Origin of the sequence: Achromobacter sp. UBA2119 (assembly GCF_002331005.1) — a bacterium.
GTDB lineage: Bacteria > Pseudomonadota > Gammaproteobacteria > Burkholderiales > Burkholderiaceae_B > Achromobacter > Achromobacter animicus.
Window position 1 is genome coordinate 374,565 of record NZ_DCYD01000015.1, and the last position, 18,284, is coordinate 392,848.

An 18,284-nucleotide genomic window follows, 5' to 3' on the forward strand; every position below is an offset into this window, starting at 1 on the left:
ATGAGGCGCCGCTCACCCGGTTGGCCACGCCCGCGAAGGCATCCGCCGTCCAGTCCATTACTATTTCAGCCATGAGCCAGCGCAAGAATCCTTCGAAGCCGGGCCCCGATGCCTGCATCCGCGTGCGAGGCGCGCGGGAACACAACCTGAAGAACGTGGACGTCAGCATCCCGCGCGATGCGCTGGTGGTGTTCGCCGGCGTGTCCGGGTCGGGCAAATCGTCACTTGCATTCGGCACGCTGTACGCCGAAGCGCAGCGCCGCTACCTGGAATCGCTGTCGCCGTACGCCCGGCGCCTGATCGATCAGGTGGGCGTGCCCGACGTCGACGCCATCGATGGTCTGCCGCCCGCCGTGGCCTTGCAGCAGCAGCGCGGCACGCCGAACGTGCGCTCCACGGTCGGCAGCGTCACCACGTTGTCGAGCATGCTGCGGATGCTGTATTCGCGCGCCGGCACCTATCCGGCCCGCCAGCCCATGCTGTACGCCGAGGACTTCTCGCCCAACACGCCGCAGGGCGCCTGCCCGCATTGCCACGGCCTGGGCTACGTGTACGACGTGACCGAGGCATCCATGGTGCCGGACCCGTCGCTGTCCATCCGCGAGCGCGCGATCGCATCGTGGCCGCCGGCCTGGCATGGCCAGAACCTGCGCGACATCCTGGTGACGCTGGGCTACGACGTGGGCAAGCCGTGGCGCGACCTGCCCAAGAAGGACCGCGACTGGATTCTCTACACGGACGAACAGCCCACGGTGCCGGTCTACGCCGGCTTCACGCCTGCCGAGACGCGCGCGGCGTTGCGCCGCAAGACCGAGCCCAGCTACATGGGCACCTACACCGGCGCGCGCCGGTACGTCATGCACACGTTCGCCACCACGCAGAGCGCCATGATGAAAAAGCGCGTGGCGCGCTTCATGACCGGCGCGCCGTGCCCGGAATGCGGCGGCCGGCGCCTGAAGCGGGAAGCGCTATCCGTGACGTTCGCGGGCCTGGACATCGGCAGCCTGTCGCAATTGCCGCTTGCCCGCATCGCAGAGGTCCTGGCGCCCGCCGCCGAGGGCCGGTTCGACGAACACGCGGCGCAGTCTGGATCGACGCGCAGCAAGGCCGCGGGCGTGCGTGCCAACGCCAAGCGCGTCGCGGCTGGCGGGCTGTCGCATGCCGGCAGCAGCGACGTGCGGCGCACGCCGGACCTGTCGCCCGAGAAGCGCATCGCCGCGCAGCGCATTGCACATGATCTGGTCGAGCGCATCGGCACGCTGCAGGCGCTGGGTCTGGGCTATCTGGCGATGGACCGGTCCACGCCCACGCTGTCGCCCGGCGAGTTGCAGCGCCTGCGGCTGGCCACACAGATCCGCTCCAACCTGTTCGGCGTGGTGTATGTGCTGGACGAACCGTCGGCCGGCCTGCACCCCGCGGACGGCCAGGCGCTGCACCGCGCGCTGGATGAGCTGAAAGCGGGCGGCAACACGCTGTTTGTCGTGGAGCACGACCTGGACACGCTGCGCCGCGCCGACTGGCTGGTCGATGTGGGACCGGGCGCGGGCCAGCACGGCGGGCAGGTGCTGTACAGCGGTCCGCCCGACGGCTTGCGCAAGGTGAAGGAATCGATCACCGCCAAGTACCTCTTCGACACGCGCGCCGCCAGTCGACGCAGCCCGCGCGAACCGGCCGGGTGGCTGGAGCTGCGCGGCATTCATCGCAACAACCTGCATGGGGTGGACGCGCGCTTTCCGCTGGGCGCGTTCACGGCGGTCACGGGCGTGTCCGGCTCGGGCAAATCCAGCCTGGTCAGCCAGGCGCTGGTCGAACTGGTGGGCGAGCATCTGGGCCAGGAACTGCCGGCCGAGGAATCCGACAGCGACCTGCCGCAGCCCGGCAACCTGCCTCGCACCACGGGCCGGCTGCATGCGGGCGCAGAGGCCATCAAGAGGCTGGTCAACGTGGACCAGAAGCCCATCGGCCGCACGCCGCGCTCCAATCTGGCCACCTACACCGGCCTGTTCGATCACGTGCGCAAGCTGTTCGCCGACACCAAGGCCGCGCGCGCCCGGCGCTACAGCGCGGGCCGCTTCTCCTTCAACGTCGCGCAAGGGCGCTGCGAGACCTGCGAGGGCGAAGGCTTCGTCCACGTCGAACTGCTGTTCATGCCCAGCGTGTACGCGCCGTGCCCCACGTGTCACGGCAGCCGCTACAACGCCAAGACGCTCGAAGTCGAGTGGAATGGCCGCAACATCGCCCAGGTGCTGGACATGACGGTGGACGAAGCGCGCGATTTCTTCAAGGACGAGGCGGTGGTGGCGCGCCCCTTGACGCTGCTGGCCGAGATCGGCCTGGGCTATCTGCGCCTGGGCCAGCCCGCCACCGAACTGTCTGGCGGCGAAGCCCAGCGCATCAAGCTGGCCACCGAACTGCAGCGCAGCCAGCGCGGCAACACGCTGTACGTGCTGGACGAGCCCACCACGGGCCTGCACGCGGCGGATGTGGACAAGTTGATGACGCAGCTGCACGGCCTCGTGGATGCCGGCAATACCGTCGTTGTGGTCGAACACGACCTGCGCGTCGTCGCGGGCAGCGACTGGATGCTGGACGTCGGACCGGGTGCCGGCGAAGAGGGCGGCGCTATCGTCGCGGCCGGCACCCCGGAAGCCGTCAGCCGCGGCAACGCGGGCGTCACCGCCCCGTTCCTGCGGCGTTTTTTTGACTGAGGAAACATGGAATTCACCTACCGTCCCGCGCGCGGCGAAGACGTTGCGGCCTGCATCGACATCCGGGGCAAGACCCGCGAGAACGCGTTTTCCGCAGCGGACCTCGCCGCGGTCGGCGTCACGCTCGAATCATGGACCGCGGCGGTCCAGGACGGCTCGCTGCCCGGCTACGTGGCCACGGTCGACGGCAAGGTCGCCGGGTACTGTTTCGGAGACACCGAAGCCGGAGAGATCGTCGTCCTGGCGCTGCTGCCCGACTTCGAGGGGCATGGCGCGGGCAAGACGCTGTTGAATCTGGTCGTGCGCGATCTGAAGGCGCTGGGCTTTCAGCGGCTGATCCTGGGATGCGCCAGCGACCCCGCCGTGCGTTCGTATGGCTTTTACCGGCACCTGGGCTGGACATCGACGGGCACGTTCGACGACCGGGGCGACGAGGTGCTGGAGCTGTATCCGTAAAACGCGTTTCGTGAGCGCCCGCGGTCCTACTGCTGCATTTCCTGCGCAAGCGTAGCCTGCATGCGCTCCATGCTTTCCTGGCCCACCTGGATCAAGCCGCTGCCCGGCTGATCGATATCCAGGATGAAGGTCAGCACCAGGGCAATCAGCGCAGCAAACATCCCGGTGGAAATCGGCCGCCGCCGTCCATACAGGCCCGTGCCGTACGCGATATAGCCCATCGAGCCGCCCGCCACGATGAACAGCAGGTAGTACACCGGCTCGGGCACGTGATTTTCCAGCGCGACGCGCCGCTTCTCGTTGATCTGCGCCATCTCGTTGATGGCCTGTATGAACATGATCGTGGAGATCGACGGCGGATTCTCGGCCCGCGCCGCCACCGCCGCCCGGATCTGGCGTTCGATGCGGCGTGCCGTGGCGTTGGCGGCGGCAAAACGCGGCGAATCCTGGTCGGCCAGGTGGTAATCCAGCGATGCCGACGTGTATTCGTGCAGCATCTTTGCCACCACCGGCCGGTGCTCAGTGGGAATGAGCTGCGACCGCCAGTAGGCGTTGCCAATGGCGTTGGCCTCTTCCAGCACCAGGTTCTTGCGCGTCTCGAACCGCGTGACCGACATGGCAAACGTAAACCCCAGCAGCAGGGCCAGCAGGCCGAGCAGCGCGGTCTGCAGTGCGGTGATGTGCGTCTTGGCGGCCTCGTCGGCCGGCTTGCGCAGGCGGCGGCCAAGGCGATAGCCGACCTCGATGACGCCCAGGAAAATGATGAGCACGACGAAAAAGAGGATGACCTCGTCAACTTCCCGCAGCATGCCGTTTTCCCCCCGGATCGGATTTGCGGATCAGCGTATGCCGATTGCGCGGCGGCGGCAAGCCTGGCCGAACGCCGGGCCATCCTGTCAGCGAAACGCCAACATCTTGGAGTAAGGTGTCGCTTCTTAACCCCAAGACCCGCACGGAGCAGAACTTGAAATACCGCAAACTCGGCCGTACCGACCTGGATGTCAGCCTGATCGGGCTGGGCACCATGACCTGGGGCGAGCAGAACACCGAAGCCGACGCGCATCAGCAACTGGACTACGCGCTGGAGCGCGGCGTCAACCTGGTCGACGTGGCCGAGATGTATCCCGTGCCGCCCAAGCCCGAAACCCAGGGGCTGACCGAAACCTACATCGGCACGTGGCTGGCCAAGACCGGCCGCCGCCAGGACATCGTGCTGGCCAGCAAAGTGGCCGGCCCCGTGCGCGATGCCAAGCGCCCCGGCCACATCCGCGACGGCAAGACCTTCCTGGACCGCAAGAATCTGACCGCGGCCCTGGACGCCAGCCTGAAGCGCTTGCAGACGGATTATCTGGACCTGTATCAGCTGCATTGGCCCGACCGCACCACCGCGACGTTCGGCCAGCTCAACTACCCGTGGGTCGAAGACGAGCACACCGTGCCGATCGAAGAGACGCTGTCGGTCCTGCAGGACTTCGTGCGCGCCGGCAAGGTGCGCCACGTGGGCGTATCCAACGAGACCCCGTGGGGCGTCAGCCAATTCCTGCGCCACGCCCAGAACGCCGACCTGCCGCGCATCGCGTCGATCCAGAACGCGTACAGCCTGCTGAACCGCGTGTACGAAATCGGCCTATCGGAATTCACGCACCATGAAGGCGTGGGCTTGCTGGCGTATTCGCCGCTGGCGATGGGCATGCTGTGCGGCAAGTACCTGGACGGCGCCAAGCCAGCCGGCGCCCGACTGACGGTGTACACGCGCTTCACCCGCTACAGCAACCCCCAGGCCGAAGCCGCCACGCGCGAATATGTGGAACTGGCGCGCAAGCATGGCATCTCGCCGACGCATCTGGCGCTGGCTTGGGTGAATCAACGCCCGTTCGTCACCAGCAATCTGATCGGCGCAACGTCGCTGGAGCAGTTGAAGGAAAACATCGACAGTGTTGATGTGACGTTGTCGGCTGAGGTGCTGGACGCGATCAACCAGATCCACGTGCGTCATCCGAATCCGGCGCCTTGATGCGCGCAGGGCAGGACGGGAAGCCGTTGATGCCCTGATGGAAGGCGGTTGATCTCCTTCGAGGTCAACAACCGAAAAGCTCACTTGCGAAAGCGGTGGGCTTTTTTCATTTCCGAGGGGCAAGTTCTGTAATGCAGCCGCTGGCACGCATGTTTCAAGCGGGGGGGGCAAGTCGTGCGTCGCATCACGGGAGAAAAGTGAGTCAGGCAATTTTCGCGTTTATCTGATTCAAGTCGATTTCTACGACGCTCAGACTTTCGCGCATCAGTAATTGCCTGGAGCAATGATGACAGCGCGCCCGATCATTCGTGTTGGTGACAAGACAACCCATGGCGGAACGGTGTTGGAGGGGTTTTCGTCCTACGACATCGACGGCCGAGCGGCAGCGGGCCTTGGCCACAAGGTGAACTGCCCAAAATGCAAAGGGGTGTTCCCGATTATCGAGGGCGTGCCCAGCTTCGCCGTCGGCGACAGCCTGGTCGCCATCGAGGGAATGAAGACCGCCTGCGGCGCTGCGCTGATTGCGAGCCAAGGGTTTGCGCTGGTGGATCCAGACCCTGGCGGGGCGACTCGCGCGTTCAGCGATTCAAGTCCCTCGGAACTTAGCCGTTCGAGGGGCGGCACCGCACCTGCTGAGTTTCATCCTAATAGCCTGCGGAATAGCACCTGCAATCATGCGGACACAGCAGTCCCGCTGGCTGAATTCATTGTTCAGGAAATGAAGACCAACCCTTTTTCCATTGAAGGAAGGAAGATTCTCCGCGCGAACAGTGCGAATCCCCAAGCGCCCCGTGCCGAATGGCAGAGGCGGCCGTGGTACTTACGGCTGGGCGAGCCGCCAGACTTTGACGGCGCAGCAGCAGGACGAAAGGCGGCTGCATACGGCATGTGGGCGGAGAGGGTCGGTCCGGACCGACCCTGGGACCACAAGCCGATCTTGAAGCGCATGCTCGGCCAAAATCTGAATAAGGGTTGGCAGAAGTACGGCGACCACGACTATTACTTGGACATCTGGTCGAACATCCACTATGGCTATGTTGGCGTAGCACTTGGCTTTAGCGCTGCCGAACTGATAAATGGTGCGGGCCTGGCACAGGCCATGTTCGATGGCTGGACGAAGCTGACACAGCAGAATCATCCCGAGAACGGCCCGTGGCCCGCGAGCGCGGACGACCGGCCGGACCACATTTCAATCATGCTGGGAATAGAGCTTTGTGATGAAGTTGGACCTCACGCGCTGACCGTAGCCACGTTGCTAGAAAGAATTAGTGCCGTGCCCGTTCCGTGGGGCACGTGGCGGGACAACGCAAAAAGGCTGCACAAGTGCGTCGGGAGTGGTCCGACATGAGCAGGCGCTTGATCAAGCGAATTGCAACTGCGTTGGTGGCGGCCCCGCTTTTGTGGATCTTGTTCCTGTTTCATTGCAGGCCGGTTGTGGCGCTGCACTATTCACAAGAAGCTTCGGATTCGATCGGATTCTTCTTCATGGTGGACTACTCGACCATAAAGCGCGGGCTCGCCCCGGGGGAGACGGTAGTGGTGCCTACTCCGATGTTTCCTCGGGCTGATATGCATTATCTGCTCTCGTTTCCGTTCGACAGTGCAGACGCTTTGGAGATTAGCCAGCCGTTCAGCCGGATCGATGTCTGCGTCGGCCCCGGAGCAACGATTCAGCGAACGGAGACCCGGCATGGTTTTCTTGCGCGGTTCACGCAGCCAAGCCAGCCTTGCGAGCCCGCTGCACACGAACCCAACGGCCGTGATAGGATGCGATGAATGAAAGCCAGATCATCATTGAGGCCGGGCTGCAGGGCAATCTTTTATGCGTTGTGCGCCACCGTCCTGTTCTTGTATTTCTGCCGGCCGGTCGTGGCAATTCATTATTCAGCTGCCGCAAAGGAGCCAATCGGATATATCTACGGCACCGACTTGTACCTTTCACGGGGCGCTCTTGATCCTGGCGAATCGAACGGTTATTTCGCAGATTGGCGCCAGAAGCCCGACCACTGGACCGGAATCAGCGTCGTTAGGGAGAAGTGGGACGATGTAGAAATAAACGGACCGTTCAGCCGAGTGGATGTGTACGTGGGGCCGGATGCGAAAGTGCAACGAACAGAAATTCGATACGGCTTTTTTGCACGGTTCACCACGCCGAAGGGTCATTAATCGACACCGCCGGGGTCCCGGGGACGATGTTCACAACTCCCACAATTTTCCGGGGTCAAAATCGGCCTGTTCCCCCTTCTTCGCATACCCCAGCGGATTCGCGATCACCCGGCAGCCATCCTTCACGTAATCCTGCGCGCAATGCAGATGCCCGTGAATCCACACGTCGGCCAGCGGCAGCAATCCATCCAGCGCGTTGCAAAACCCCGCCGTGCCGGGCGTGACGCCATAGCGCGGATCGGCGCTAGCCAACGTAGGCGCAAAGTGTGTGACGGCCACCGTCGTGCCGTCGAAGGGCACACGCAGGGCGGCGTCCAGCCACGCCTGACAGGCCAGCCCCTGCTCTCGCATCTGTTCAGCCATGAAGGGCGCGCCATGGCGGCGCATCTCGGCCTTTTCCAGATAGAAGTCCGCCGCCCGGAAAGCCTTCGCTCGCTTTTTCAACGCTTCACCCAGCGTGTCGTCCGGCGCGGCCAGCGCGTCGAAGTCCGTCCACAGGGTCGTGCCGACGAAGCGCACGCCGCCGATGACGGTGGTCTCGCGTTCCAGCCACTGGATGTCCAGCGCGTGGCACAGGTCTTGCAGGCGCGCATGCGTCTCGTCGAAATCCACGTTGTCGTACTCGTGGTTGCCCGGCACGTACAGGACAGGTGTGGGCCAGCCGTGGCGCGGCGAATAGGTGCCCAGGCCGAAGTCGTCGCGTTCCAGCCGTGAGCCCTGGCGGTACGAACCGATGTCGCCCGCCAGCACGAGCAGGTCGGCGCCCGGCAACGGTTGTGCCACAAAGGTGGGATCGGTTTCAAGATGCAAGTCGGAAAGCAGTTGGATCTTCATGGGGGCTATCTTAGGCGACGGACAGCCGCGCTGCGCCTCGCGGGCATCCATGCGACACTTTCCCCCATGCGTTGACCACCCCAATCCCACCCAAAAAGGAGGAATTCCCATGCGTATCGTGTTTGCCGCCGCCGCGCTCCTGCTTGCAGCGGGGGCGCAGGCCCAAGTGCTCAAGTGTGACCAGGCGTCCACCCAGACCGACATGAACCTGTGCGCGGATCAGGCGTATCGCCAGTCCGACGCCGAGTTGAACGCCGCGTACAAGGAAGCGACGGAGCGCCTGAAGGACAGCAAGGACGCCTTGACGCAACTGCAGGCGGCGCAGAAAGCGTGGCTATTCTTTCGCGATGCCGAATGCGCGTTTTCGTCGACAGGCGTGACGGGCGGCAGCGCCTATCCGATGGTGTTGAGCATGTGCCTGGATAAGCTCACGAAGGTCCGGACCAAGGAATTGCGCGCGTATCTGGCGTGCGAGGAAGGCGACACGAGCTGCCCGGTGCCGCGCAAGCCATGAGTGCTGCCGCGCAGACCGACGGACATCAGGCCAGCCCGGAAGTCGGCACTCCGGACGTCAGCACTCCGAACACCAGCAACCCGGACATCGCCGACCCGGCCGCCGGCATCCCCGACACCGGCCTGATCATTGACGAGCATGGCAAGCCGCGTTGCTTCTGGCAGCCGTCCATGCCGGATTATCACGATCATGAATGGGGCCGGCCCGTTGTGGACGACCGGCGCCTGTTCGAGAAGATCTGTCTGGAAGGTTTTCAGGCCGGCATGGCGTGGATCACGATCCTGCGCAAGCGCGAGGCGTTTCGCGAGGCCTTTGACGATTTCGACATGGAGCGGGTGGCACGTTATACCGAGCGCGACGTGGAGCGCCTGATGGGCAACGCCGACATTGTGCGCAACCGTGCCAAGATCGTGTCGGCCATCAATAACGCGCAGCGCGCGCGCGAACTGGCCGACGAGACCGGCTCGCTGGCCGGCTGGCTCTGGTCGCATGAACCGCCGCCGCAGGATCGCCCGGCGGCGGTGGATCGGCATTATTGGGACAACAATCCCACGTCCAAGGCGTCGAACGAACTCTCTCGCGCGCTGAAGCGGCGCGGCTGGACGTTCGTGGGCCCGACGACCATGCATGCCTTCATGCAGGCCGTGGGCATGGTGAACGAGCACATGAGCGGCTGCGTCTGCCATGGGCAGATCGAGGCGGCGCGCGCGTACTTCCGGCGTCCGGACTGAACCAATGCGCGGCAATGCAGGCGCTGGCGGCATCGCCGGGCTGCATGTCCGCAAAGACGGGCTGCGTCAGAACCGTGTCAAACCACGCTGATGCGCAACTCGGCCAGCAGCGCCGCCGCCTGCGTCTTGGAGATCGTCGCGCCGGCCAGCCGAGCGGCCGCCGTCAAGTCCAATCCGCCAAGGTCCGCTTCCCGCAGGTCCGCGCCTTCAAAGTGGACGTTTTTCAACGTGGCATTGCGCAGGCTGCCGCCGTGAAACACCGTCTCGCGGAAGTCGCTTCCCGACAGGTCCGCGTCCGAGAAATCCAGCTGCAGCAGATTGCACTTGCGAAACGACACGCCGCGCAGCAGCGCGCCGACCAGCAGGCTTTCCTCGAGCGACCAGCCCAGGCACGCAATGCCATCGAAATCCGATCCGGTCAGCTTGCACGACCGGAACTTGGCGCTGGCCAGCCGCGCGCGGCGCCAATTGGCGTTGTTTAGGTCGCAGTTCTGGAAGTGGGCCTCGCTGGCGTCCGCCGACGCAAAGCTGGCCGACCCGCCGCGGCAGCGTAGCCATTGGCTGTCAGTCAGATCCGCGCCCTGGAACGAGGCGCCCGCAATCGCGCAGCCGCTGAACTGGAAGCCGCGCAGTTCCAGGCGCGAAAAGTCTGCGTCCTGAAAGTCGCAGTCCACGAACGACAGCGCCTTGCCTGCCGCCGTCTCGATGAGGGCCTGCATGGCCTTGCGGTCAATGTCCTGTCCCTCGATCGGCGGAGTAACGGGTTCCGTCATGCGGATCAGGCCGAGGCGTCGGACTGCAGACGGCCCAGGATGAACCCGTCGACGGCGCTGGTGCGGCCGCGCCACAGCGTCGGCTGGCCGGCGATGGGCGTGCCGTCGGCGGTGAAGAACAGGGCGTCCGCCAGGTGAATGTAGTTGGGCAGCGGATCGACGGGCTGGGGCAGGCGGAACACGTCGCCCAGTTCGGCCAGCGAGGCGTGCACGGTCTGGCGCGTGTCGGGGTCCAGCGATTCCAGCGAGCCCGAGAAGCTGGCCGCGAAGGTGTCGAAGTACTCGGCGCCCGAGACGATCGAGCCGGAGACCAGCATGCCGCCCATCTGCAACGTCACGCCAATGCTTTCGATCTGGCTGCCGTTGTTGACGAGGTTGACCAGGAACTGCAGGAAGGCGTCTGCGGCGGGTGTGGCGGCAGCGGGCTGGCTCGAAGGGGTGTCGATGCTCATGAGAAGGGTCTCTGGAAGATTTGCGAGAGGCACAAGATACTCGAAGGGCGCTAAAAATGGTCGGACCGCAATCCGCAGAGAAACGGGCGGTTCGGGCGGCTGACCCGGTTTTCCGGCAGCGCGGGCCGGGAGTATGTTGGCACCCTGACCGCCAATCCCTCTGGAGCATCCATGAGCAGCGTGAATTTCCTGGGTATCAATGCCGCCGCCGGCCAGTCCGCGGCGGCCGCCAAAAATGCCAACGCCAACGCCGGCGAAAGCTTCCGCGCGGCGCTTGCCGATGCCACCGAGCGCAATCGTTCTGCCATGGGCCAAGGCGTGTCCGGCGCCTCGCAGGCCGCGCCGTCGCAGGCCGAAAAGGAATTCCTGGACTACGCCGGGATGTCGATCGAGGACAAGATGTTCTACGCGGCGCTGGCGAGCCTGGGCATTTCCAAGGAAGAATACGACGCCATGTCGGCCGCCGAACGCCTGGAAGTCGCCAAGAAGGTAGCCCTGGCGATGCAGCAATTGGCGAAGGCCGAGAACACGCAGGAAGTGCTCTGACGCGTTGACCGCCCGATGCGAAAAGGCCCGCTTGCGCGGGCCTTTTTTCCTTACCAGCCCCAGCAGGTGCCGGCCGCAGGCTTGCCGCAGGTGCGGTAGTTCACCGCAAACCACAGCTTGCCCGCGCCGCGCGGCGTGCCGTCGGACGTCTTGACGTCGTTGCGCGGCAATTCTTCCAGCGTGTCGCGCGCCGTCTTGGTGGCCGAGCCGCTGGCGGCATTGGCTTCCAGGACGATGCGGCCCAAGCTGGCGGCGTCGCGGTCTTCGAACACGATAGCCGTGTCGGCCAACGCGCTCATCTTCACCGACGCATCGCGCACGGCGGCGGCGTAGCTGTCATTGGCCCCGGTGGGCAGGATGTCCTTGTTCAACGTGCTGACCGCCAGGATTTCCGCAGGCGTTGCCGGCGCCTGCATCTTGTATTGGTCCAGGCCCTGCAGCTGCCCGGCCGCCGCCTGGCGGCGCAGCCAGTCGCCCCACAGGAACTCCGCGAATTCAGGCAGGTTGCCGTTGCTGTAGGCGATGTCGCGCGTGAAATACACCAGTGAGCGGTAGCGGTCTTCCTGCATGCCGCCGGGCTCCTGCGCACTGGCGAGGCCGACGCGCGTGGGCAGCTGGTCGACGGTGATCGGCTGGTTCTGGCCGTCCCGCAACCATGCCCGGCGCTCGTCGACCAGACGCTGCCAGAAGGCCGCCGCGGTCGGGAGGTCGCTGTAGTTGGCGTCGACCTTCACCCACACGGGGAGCTTCGGGCCGCCATCAGAGATCTCGCGCAGGGACGAGAACGTGTGGTGGCCGTCGGTCAGGTACAGGTTGCCGTCCCAACCCACGATCACCGTCTTCAGGTTGGCCGTATTCGTGCCCGGCGCGTCCAGGCAGGTGAACGTTTCGGGCTGGTCCAGGCGCGCGGCACGGGCCTCGGCGATGCTCTGGAACTTCTGCGCGCGCTCGGCGCCGCCCACGTCCTCGCAATAGTCGTCGAACTTCTTGCCGACGGTGCGGTTCAGGTAATCCAGTTGCAGAACGGGGTCGGCCGCCCAGGTGGCGCGGTCGAAGTCGCCTTGCCAGCGGCCGAGCTTGTAATAGATCTGGTCGTAGCCGATCGCGGCCTGGGTCGGATGCAGTTCTTCGATGCGGACCTGGATGACGTCGCCCGCCTTCTTCTGCAGATAGGCCGTGTTGCGCGGAGGCGTTTGGGGTTCGGTTTCCGGTTCCGGTTGCGGCTGCGGGGTGGGCTGCGGCGCCGGGGTTTCAGCGACGGGCGGCTGGACGTCGTCATCGTCATCATCGCCGCCGCCATTGCAGGCAGCCAGGGCCAGCGGCAACAAAGCCAGGGCCAGGGCGCGCATCAGGCGCGACGGACGGAAAAGGGGAGAAAGCGCGGATTCGGTACTGGAGGGCATGGCAGTTCTTGGGGGCTGCGATCAGTAAGGGAGGCCGATCATGCCGGACGCGTGTTTCCTGCGCATTGCACGTCACCGAGAACCTGACCGAGCATAGGCCGCGCGCGCGGCCGGGGGCAAGGAGATAATGGCAGCGCGTCCGGCACCGGACCGGGCGTCAAGCAGACACATACCAAGGAGGCTGCCGGCAATGGCTTACATCACATTCTGGCGCGTCTGCGTCGTACTGACGCTGAGCGCGATCGGCTTTGGCGCCGCCGCAGAAGATCGCGCCGCGAACGCGCGCGGCGCCCAACTGCTGGAGGCGTCCGGCAAGGGCGATGCGGCGCGCGTGCGCCAATTGCTGGCAGAGGGCGCGCCGATCGAGGCGCGGGACGGGCAGGGCAATACGCCGCTGCTGCGCGCCACGCAAGGCAACCACGTGCAGGCCGCGGCGGCGCTGATCGACGCCGGCGCAAACGTGAACGCCCAGAACGGCATGCAGGACAGCGCATACCTGCTGGCGGGCGCGCAGGGCTATCGAGAGATATTGGAGCTGACGCTGTCACATGGCGCCGACCTGAAAAGCACCAACCGCTATGGCGGCACGGCCCTGATTCCGGCGTGCGAGCGCGGCCACGTCGAGGTCGTGAAGCGGCTGCTGCAGGCGGGCGTGGATCCCAACCACGTCAACCGGCTGGGCTGGACGGGGCTGCTCGAGGCCATCATCCTGAGCGACGGCGGACCGCGCCATCAGGCCATCGTGGCGCTGCTGATCGAAGGGGGAGCCGACGTGAATCTGCCCGACAAGGACGGGCTTACGCCATTGCAGCACGCGCGTCAGCGCGGCCAGACGGAAATCGTGCAGATGCTGGAGCGCGCCCGGGCGCGGTAGCGACGCGGGCGGCAGGATGGGCCGGCGCCGCGGGGCGGCCGGCCCGACACACGCTTAGAACTGGTGGCGGATGCCCACGCCGGCGGCGGTGCTCTTCAGACCGTCGATGAACGCGTAGTCCGTGCCGTACGAACCGTAAGCGTACAGGTTGGTGCGCTTGGACAGGTCGTAGGTGTAGCCCACGCTGTACACATTCATGTTGGCGTCGCCGCCCGTCAGCTTGTCGTTGGACGGAGCCACGTGCTGCCACGAGGTGAACAGGCTGCCCGAGGCGCCCACCGGGAACGTCGCGCCCAGCATGTAGGAATTGGCCCTGAAGCCGTCCACGAAGCGGTTGGTGCCGAACTCATCGCTGAACGGCGTGCCCGACGGCAGGTCCTGGCCGACGAACCAGCCGTCGGTGGTGCGGCCGTAAGCGGCAGCCAGCTTGACCACTTCCAGGTCGTACGAAGCGCCGACGGCGTATTGGCGCGGCGTGGCGCCGTTGTCGACGGTGCTGCGGTTGGCGCCGTTCAGCTGGTCGTACGTCAGCGTCACGTTCAGGGGACCCTGCACATAGCGCAGACCGGTGGTGATGCCGCGCGTGTTGTCGGCGGTCTGGAAGCCGGTCTGGTCCGAGGTGGTGTCGTCCACGCTGAACGAGTAACCCACGGCGAATTCAAAGCCGTTCACCGACGGGGTGCGGTACATGACCATGTTGTCCCAGCGCATGGTGTTGGCCGCGCTGAAACCCAGGCCCAGGTTGGATTGGGTGTAGCTGGTGTAGAAGGGGTCGATGTCGGCCAGGTAGTTCGAGCCGACCGTGGCCTGACGGCCGAATTCCAGCGAGCCCCAGGCGTCGTTGGCCAGACCGATGGTGGCTTGGCGGCCGAACAGTCGGCCGGATTGGCCGCGCTGGCCGTTGGCCGAATCAAAGCCGCTTTCCAGCTTGAAGACGGCGCGCAGGCCGTCGCCCAGATCTTCGGATCCGCGCAGGCCCCAGCGGGAGCCGGCCTGGATGCCGTTGATCATGCCGACTTTGGAACCACTGTAGCCATCGCCTTTGATCTTGTTGTAGCCGAGGCCGGTGTCGATGACACCGTAGAGGGTGACTGACGGTTCTGCCTGGGCAACGCCTGCGAAAGAGGCCAGCATTGCCGCGGCGAGCAGCGTCTTTTTCATCCGGAAAACTCCTGAGTTGCAGTTGAAGAAAAAGCAAAAGGAACACGACGCCAAGCATCAACCTGACGGTGTTCCTCGGCGCATAGTGTAGAACAATGCGTTAATTGTCGTTATCCACCGTCAATTCTTGCCAAAATTCGAACACTTTCTAGTGGGGCGTTCAGGTGCTTTTTCTGGGACGAAGCCGAGCGAATTGACCTTGCGGCGTCATAGTGGCATCTTGCCCGAAACCTCAATCACGGAACCCGCTCCTTGGACTTTCCCCAACCGCTCGTCACCGTCGACGCCGTCCTTCTTACCCTGCGCGAATCCGGCCTGGAAGTCGCGTTGCATCAGCGCGACCGCGAGCCGCTTCAGGGCGCCATGGCGCTGCCGGGGGGCGTGGTGCACGCCAACGAAGACACGTCTACCGAAGACAGCATCCGGCGTGTATTGCGCGACAAGACCGGCTTCGAGCCGCGCTACCTGGAGCAATTGCAGGTGTTTTCCGGTCAGGATCGGGATCCCCGGGGATGGTCGATGTCGGTCGCCTATGTGGCGCTGGTGCCTGCCGCCGAACTGGAAGCCGCCACCCGCGCGGAATTCCGTTTTGTCAGTGTGGACGCCTTGCCGCCGCTGGCGTTCGACCATGCGGACATCATCACTGCCGCCGTGGACCGCCTTCGCAGCAAATCCACGTATTCCACCCTGCCGTTTTTCCTGCTGCCCGAGCGCTTCACGCTGACCCAACTGCAACACACCTACGAGGCGATCCTGCAGACCCGGCTCGAGAAGTCGAACTTCCGCAGGAAGATGGAAGCATGGGGGGCGCTGGAGGCAACCGACGAAGTGGTCGGGGGCGCGCAGCGTCCCGCGCGTCTTTACCGGTTGAAGGATTTCACCTTTTTCGACCGTAGCGTCGGCTGATTCGACGGGACGAGCCATTTTTCAGAGCAAAGATAGTTGCATAACAACAATAAGTAGGCATATACTGGCCTCACTTAGTTTTGAAATGCCACTAAGGGGCCATCATGTTCACCATCGCTGCGGTAATCGAAGGACAACGCAAGACCGATACGCCAGCCGCGTTCCGGTTTCCCGGCGGCGAAATGCAGGTCACCATTCCCGCCGGCTTGCGTGAACATGCCGACGCCGCCCGCGAATTCCGCATCCACGCCTTGCTGACGTCCGCCGACGACGTCATGCAGTTGCTGCTGCTGACCGACGCGCTGCGCCGCCTGAACCCGGCCGCGCCCGTGCACCTGGACATGCCCTACGTGCCGTATGCGCGCCAGGACCGCGTCTGCAATCCGGGCGAGGCGCTGGGCGCCGCCGTGTTCTGCAAGCTCATCAATGACCAGCTGTACGCCACGGTCACCATCGTGGAACCGCACAGCGACGTCACGCCAGCGCTGTTGCAGCGGGTGCGGGTGATCGACGCCGCCGCCTTCCTGAAGAATGCGCTGGCCGCCCCGGCCTTTGCCCAGGGCGTCACGCTGATGGCCCCTGACGCCGGCGCCCGCAAGCGGGTGCAGGCGCTGGCCAAGGCGCTGGGTGTGGCGGACGTGCGCTACGCGGAAAAAGTCCGCGACCCCCAGACCGGCCGCATCACGGAAACCCGCGTGCCCGACGATATCCCCGCCCAGCCGGTGCTGGTGGTCGACGACATCTGCGACGGCGGACGCACGTTCCTGGAACTGGCCGCCGCCCTGGCCGACAAGACCCGCCAGCCGCTCTATCTGTATGTGACGCACGGCATCTTCAGCAAGGGCCTGACCGAACTGAAGGCCCGCTATGCAGAGATTTTCACTGCCTACGACTGGACCCGCACGGATGATGCCGCCGCGACCGCCGCCGGTGCGGTGCTGGTCAACTAAGCATGCAGATCAACCAAGAACACAGATCAACCAAGAAGGAACCCGCCATGAATGCCCCCGACACCCTGGCCCCCAAGCTCAGGAATGGCCTGAATCCCTTCCTGCAGGCGGACTTCTACAAGACCGGCCACCCGTTCCAGTACCCCAAGGGCACGAACAAGATCCTGGCCAACTTCACGCCGCGCTCGGCCCGTCTGGCGCCGGTGCTGCCCGAATTGTTCGACGAGAAGATCGTCTGGTTCGGCCTGCAAGGATTCATCAAGGAAATCCTGATCGGCCTGTTCGACCGTGAGTTCTTCGGCAAGCTCGCCAGCACCGCCGTGCGCCACTATCAGCGCCGCGTGGACAACGCGCTGGGCAAGGGCGCGGTCACGGTCGATCACCTGCAGGCGCTGCACGACCTGGGTTATCTGCCGCTGGAGATCCGCTCGGTGCCTGAGGGCGCGCGCGTCGACATCCGTGTGCCGCCGGTCACCTTTATCAACACCCGGCCGGAATTCGCCTGGCTGGTGACCTACATCGAAACCCTGTTCAGCTGCGAGTCCTGGAAGCCCTCCACCGTCGCCACCATCGCCTTCGAATACCGCAAGCTGCTGACGTACTTCGCGCAACTGACCGGCAGCCCGATGGCTTTCGTCGACTGGCAAGGCCACGACTTCTCGATGCGCGGCATGGCCGGCCTGTACGACGCGCGCAAGTGCGGCGCGGGTCACCTGCTGTCCTTTACCGGCACCGACACCATCCCGGCCATCGACTACCTGGAAGACCTCTACAACGCGGATTCGGACCGCGAACTGATCGGCGGCTCGGTGCCGGCGACGGAGCACTCCGTGATGTGCCTGGGCAGCAAGGAAGGCGAGATCGAGACCATCCGCCGCCTGGTCAAGCAGGTGTATCCGGCCGGCATCGTGTCGGTGGTGTCTGACACCTGGGACTTCTGGCAGGTGGTGACGGACTTTGCCGCCGCCCTCAAGTCCGAGATCATGAGCCGTCAGCCGGACGCGCTGGGCAACGCCAAGGTCGTGTTCCGTCCGGACTCCGGCGACCCTGTGAAGATCCTGACCGGCTATTTCTGCACCGACGTGCCGGACGTGCAGGACCGCGCCGCCCTGCAAGCGGCGCAGGCCGCCGGCTTCGAGGCCGTGCGCGATGCGGCCACGGGCACGTACTGGCTCCTGGGCGAAGACGCCAGTGCGCGGCAGACGCTGCGCGAGCCCGAGGTGAAGGGCGCGGTGCAATGCCTGTGGGACACGTTCGGCGGCGTTCAGACCGATCGCGGCTACAAGCTGCTGGATCCGCACGTGGGCCTGATCTACGGCGACTCCATCACGCTGACCCGGGCGCGCGACATCCTGGTGCGCCTGGAACGCAAGGGCTTTGCGTCGGGCAACGTCGTGCTGGGCATCGGGTCGTACACCTATCAGTACCTGACCCGCGACACCTTCGGCTGGGCGCTGAAGGCCACGTATGCCGAGGTCAACGGCGAACCGCAGGAACTGGTGAAGGACCCGGTCACCGATTCCGGCGTGAAGAAGTCCGCCAAGGGCTTGCTGCGTGTGGACAAGACGCCGGACGGCTATGTGCTGCACGACCAGCAGACGCCCGAGCAGGCGGCGGGTGGCGCGCTGGTGCCTGTGTTCCGCGACGGCGAACTGCTGGTGGAACAAAGCCTGGCCGAGATCCGGGCGCGGCTGCAGGGATCGTGGACCTGCCCCGAAGCGGGCAGCATCCGCTGGCCGGCCTGCTGATCCCGCCGGCATTCGCCAGTATTTGCCGGCCGATCAAACGACAACGGC

Annotated in this window: 19 protein-coding genes; 13 read left to right on the forward strand and 6 right to left on the reverse strand. The window is 65.0% G+C overall.

What is annotated here, in order from left to right; translation table 11 throughout:
- Positions 1-71: 71 nt before the first annotated feature.
- Both uvrA and B3098_RS16120 read left to right on the forward strand, forming a co-directional pair.
- Complete coding sequence (uvrA, locus tag B3098_RS16115) at positions 72-2,708, forward strand: excinuclease ABC subunit UvrA (protein WP_286897717.1); 2,637 nt, start codon at positions 72-74, stop codon at positions 2,706-2,708.
- Between the two features lie 6 nt (positions 2,709-2,714).
- The gene (locus B3098_RS16120) at positions 2,715-3,164 is read left to right on the forward strand and encodes a GNAT family N-acetyltransferase (RefSeq protein ID WP_218343017.1); all 450 of its coding nucleotides are present in this window, start codon (positions 2,715-2,717) and stop codon (positions 3,162-3,164) included.
- 26 nt (positions 3,165-3,190) lie between these two features.
- On the opposite strand, the gene B3098_RS16125 is transcribed toward B3098_RS16120, so the two are convergent.
- Positions 3,191-3,973: a hypothetical protein gene (locus B3098_RS16125; protein ID WP_175137645.1), complete on the reverse strand. Its 783-nt coding sequence runs from the start codon at positions 3,971-3,973 to the stop codon at positions 3,191-3,193.
- 155 nt (positions 3,974-4,128) lie between these two features.
- Between B3098_RS16125 and B3098_RS16130 the strand changes: the two genes are divergently transcribed.
- The 4 genes from B3098_RS16130 (at position 4,129) to B3098_RS16145 (ending at position 7,344) form a co-directional block, all read left to right on the forward strand.
- Positions 4,129-5,178, forward strand: coding sequence for an NADP(H)-dependent aldo-keto reductase (locus tag B3098_RS16130; protein WP_175137646.1), 1,050 nt, complete (start codon positions 4,129-4,131; stop codon positions 5,176-5,178).
- 283 nt (positions 5,179-5,461) lie between these two features.
- Positions 5,462-6,526 (forward strand): PAAR domain-containing protein, encoded by a 1,065-nt coding sequence (locus B3098_RS16135; protein WP_286897721.1) that lies wholly within the window; start codon positions 5,462-5,464, stop codon positions 6,524-6,526.
- An 8-nt stretch (positions 6,527-6,534) separates the two neighbouring features.
- Positions 6,535-6,954 carry a hypothetical protein gene (locus tag B3098_RS16140; protein ID WP_286897723.1) on the forward strand — a complete coding sequence of 140 codons (420 nt, stop codon included), beginning with the start codon at positions 6,535-6,537 and terminating at the stop codon, positions 6,952-6,954.
- Positions 6,955-7,344 carry a hypothetical protein gene (locus B3098_RS16145; RefSeq protein ID WP_286897725.1) on the forward strand — a complete coding sequence of 130 codons (390 nt, stop codon included), beginning with the start codon at positions 6,955-6,957 and terminating at the stop codon, positions 7,342-7,344.
- Positions 7,345-7,374: 30 nt separating this feature from the next.
- Here B3098_RS16145 and B3098_RS16150 read toward each other — a convergent pair whose 3' ends face one another.
- Positions 7,375-8,178 (reverse strand): metallophosphoesterase, encoded by an 804-nt coding sequence (locus B3098_RS16150; protein ID WP_286897727.1) that lies wholly within the window; start codon positions 8,176-8,178, stop codon positions 7,375-7,377.
- A gap of 109 nt (positions 8,179-8,287) precedes the next feature.
- On the opposite strand from B3098_RS16150, the gene B3098_RS16155 reads away from it, so the two are divergent.
- Together B3098_RS16155 and B3098_RS16160 are read left to right on the forward strand one after the other, a co-directional pair.
- Entirely contained in the window at positions 8,288-8,692 is a 405-nt protein-coding gene (locus tag B3098_RS16155) for a lysozyme inhibitor LprI family protein (RefSeq protein WP_175122735.1), read from the forward strand.
- Positions 8,693-8,862: 170 nt separating this feature from the next.
- Positions 8,863-9,423, forward strand: coding sequence for a DNA-3-methyladenine glycosylase I (locus tag B3098_RS16160; RefSeq protein WP_286898191.1), 561 nt, complete (start codon positions 8,863-8,865; stop codon positions 9,421-9,423).
- Positions 9,424-9,500: 77 nt separating this feature from the next.
- Here B3098_RS16160 and B3098_RS16165 read toward each other — a convergent pair whose 3' ends face one another.
- Both B3098_RS16165 and gvpU read right to left on the reverse strand, forming a co-directional pair.
- A complete protein-coding gene (locus B3098_RS16165) occupies positions 9,501-10,196 on the reverse strand; it encodes a pentapeptide repeat-containing protein (protein WP_286897730.1) in 696 nt (231 codons plus the stop codon).
- 5 nt (positions 10,197-10,201) lie between these two features.
- Positions 10,202-10,648, reverse strand: coding sequence for a gas vesicle accessory protein GvpU (gvpU, locus tag B3098_RS16170; protein ID WP_175122738.1), 447 nt, complete (start codon positions 10,646-10,648; stop codon positions 10,202-10,204).
- A 171-nt stretch (positions 10,649-10,819) separates the two neighbouring features.
- On the opposite strand from gvpU, the gene B3098_RS16175 reads away from it, so the two are divergent.
- Positions 10,820-11,194, forward strand: a complete 375-nt coding sequence (locus tag B3098_RS16175; protein WP_279970825.1) for a hypothetical protein — start codon at positions 10,820-10,822, stop codon at positions 11,192-11,194.
- A gap of 50 nt (positions 11,195-11,244) precedes the next feature.
- On the opposite strand, the gene B3098_RS16180 is transcribed toward B3098_RS16175, so the two are convergent.
- Positions 11,245-12,597, reverse strand: coding sequence for a ParB/Srx family N-terminal domain-containing protein (locus B3098_RS16180; protein WP_279970826.1), 1,353 nt, complete (start codon positions 12,595-12,597; stop codon positions 11,245-11,247).
- 190 nt (positions 12,598-12,787) lie between these two features.
- Here B3098_RS16180 and B3098_RS16185 point away from each other — a divergent pair, with 190 nt between their 5' ends.
- Positions 12,788-13,471 carry an ankyrin repeat domain-containing protein gene (locus tag B3098_RS16185; protein WP_175137655.1) on the forward strand — a complete coding sequence of 228 codons (684 nt, stop codon included), beginning with the start codon at positions 12,788-12,790 and terminating at the stop codon, positions 13,469-13,471.
- A gap of 54 nt (positions 13,472-13,525) precedes the next feature.
- Here the strand turns inward: B3098_RS16185 and B3098_RS16190 are convergent, their stop codons facing one another.
- Positions 13,526-14,632 (reverse strand): porin, encoded by a 1,107-nt coding sequence (locus B3098_RS16190; RefSeq protein WP_279970827.1) that lies wholly within the window; start codon positions 14,630-14,632, stop codon positions 13,526-13,528.
- A gap of 252 nt (positions 14,633-14,884) precedes the next feature.
- Between B3098_RS16190 and B3098_RS16195 the strand changes: the two genes are divergently transcribed.
- From B3098_RS16195 to B3098_RS16205, 3 genes are all read left to right on the forward strand, one after another.
- A complete protein-coding gene (locus B3098_RS16195; RefSeq protein ID WP_175137656.1) occupies positions 14,885-15,538 on the forward strand; it encodes an NUDIX hydrolase in 654 nt (217 codons plus the stop codon).
- 104 nt (positions 15,539-15,642) lie between these two features.
- Complete coding sequence (gene prs / locus B3098_RS16200) at positions 15,643-16,488, forward strand: ribose-phosphate diphosphokinase (protein ID WP_279970829.1); 846 nt, start codon at positions 15,643-15,645, stop codon at positions 16,486-16,488.
- 47 nt (positions 16,489-16,535) lie between these two features.
- Positions 16,536-18,236, forward strand: coding sequence for a nicotinate phosphoribosyltransferase (locus B3098_RS16205; protein WP_286897735.1), 1,701 nt, complete (start codon positions 16,536-16,538; stop codon positions 18,234-18,236).
- The last annotated feature ends 48 nt before the right edge of the window (positions 18,237-18,284 follow it).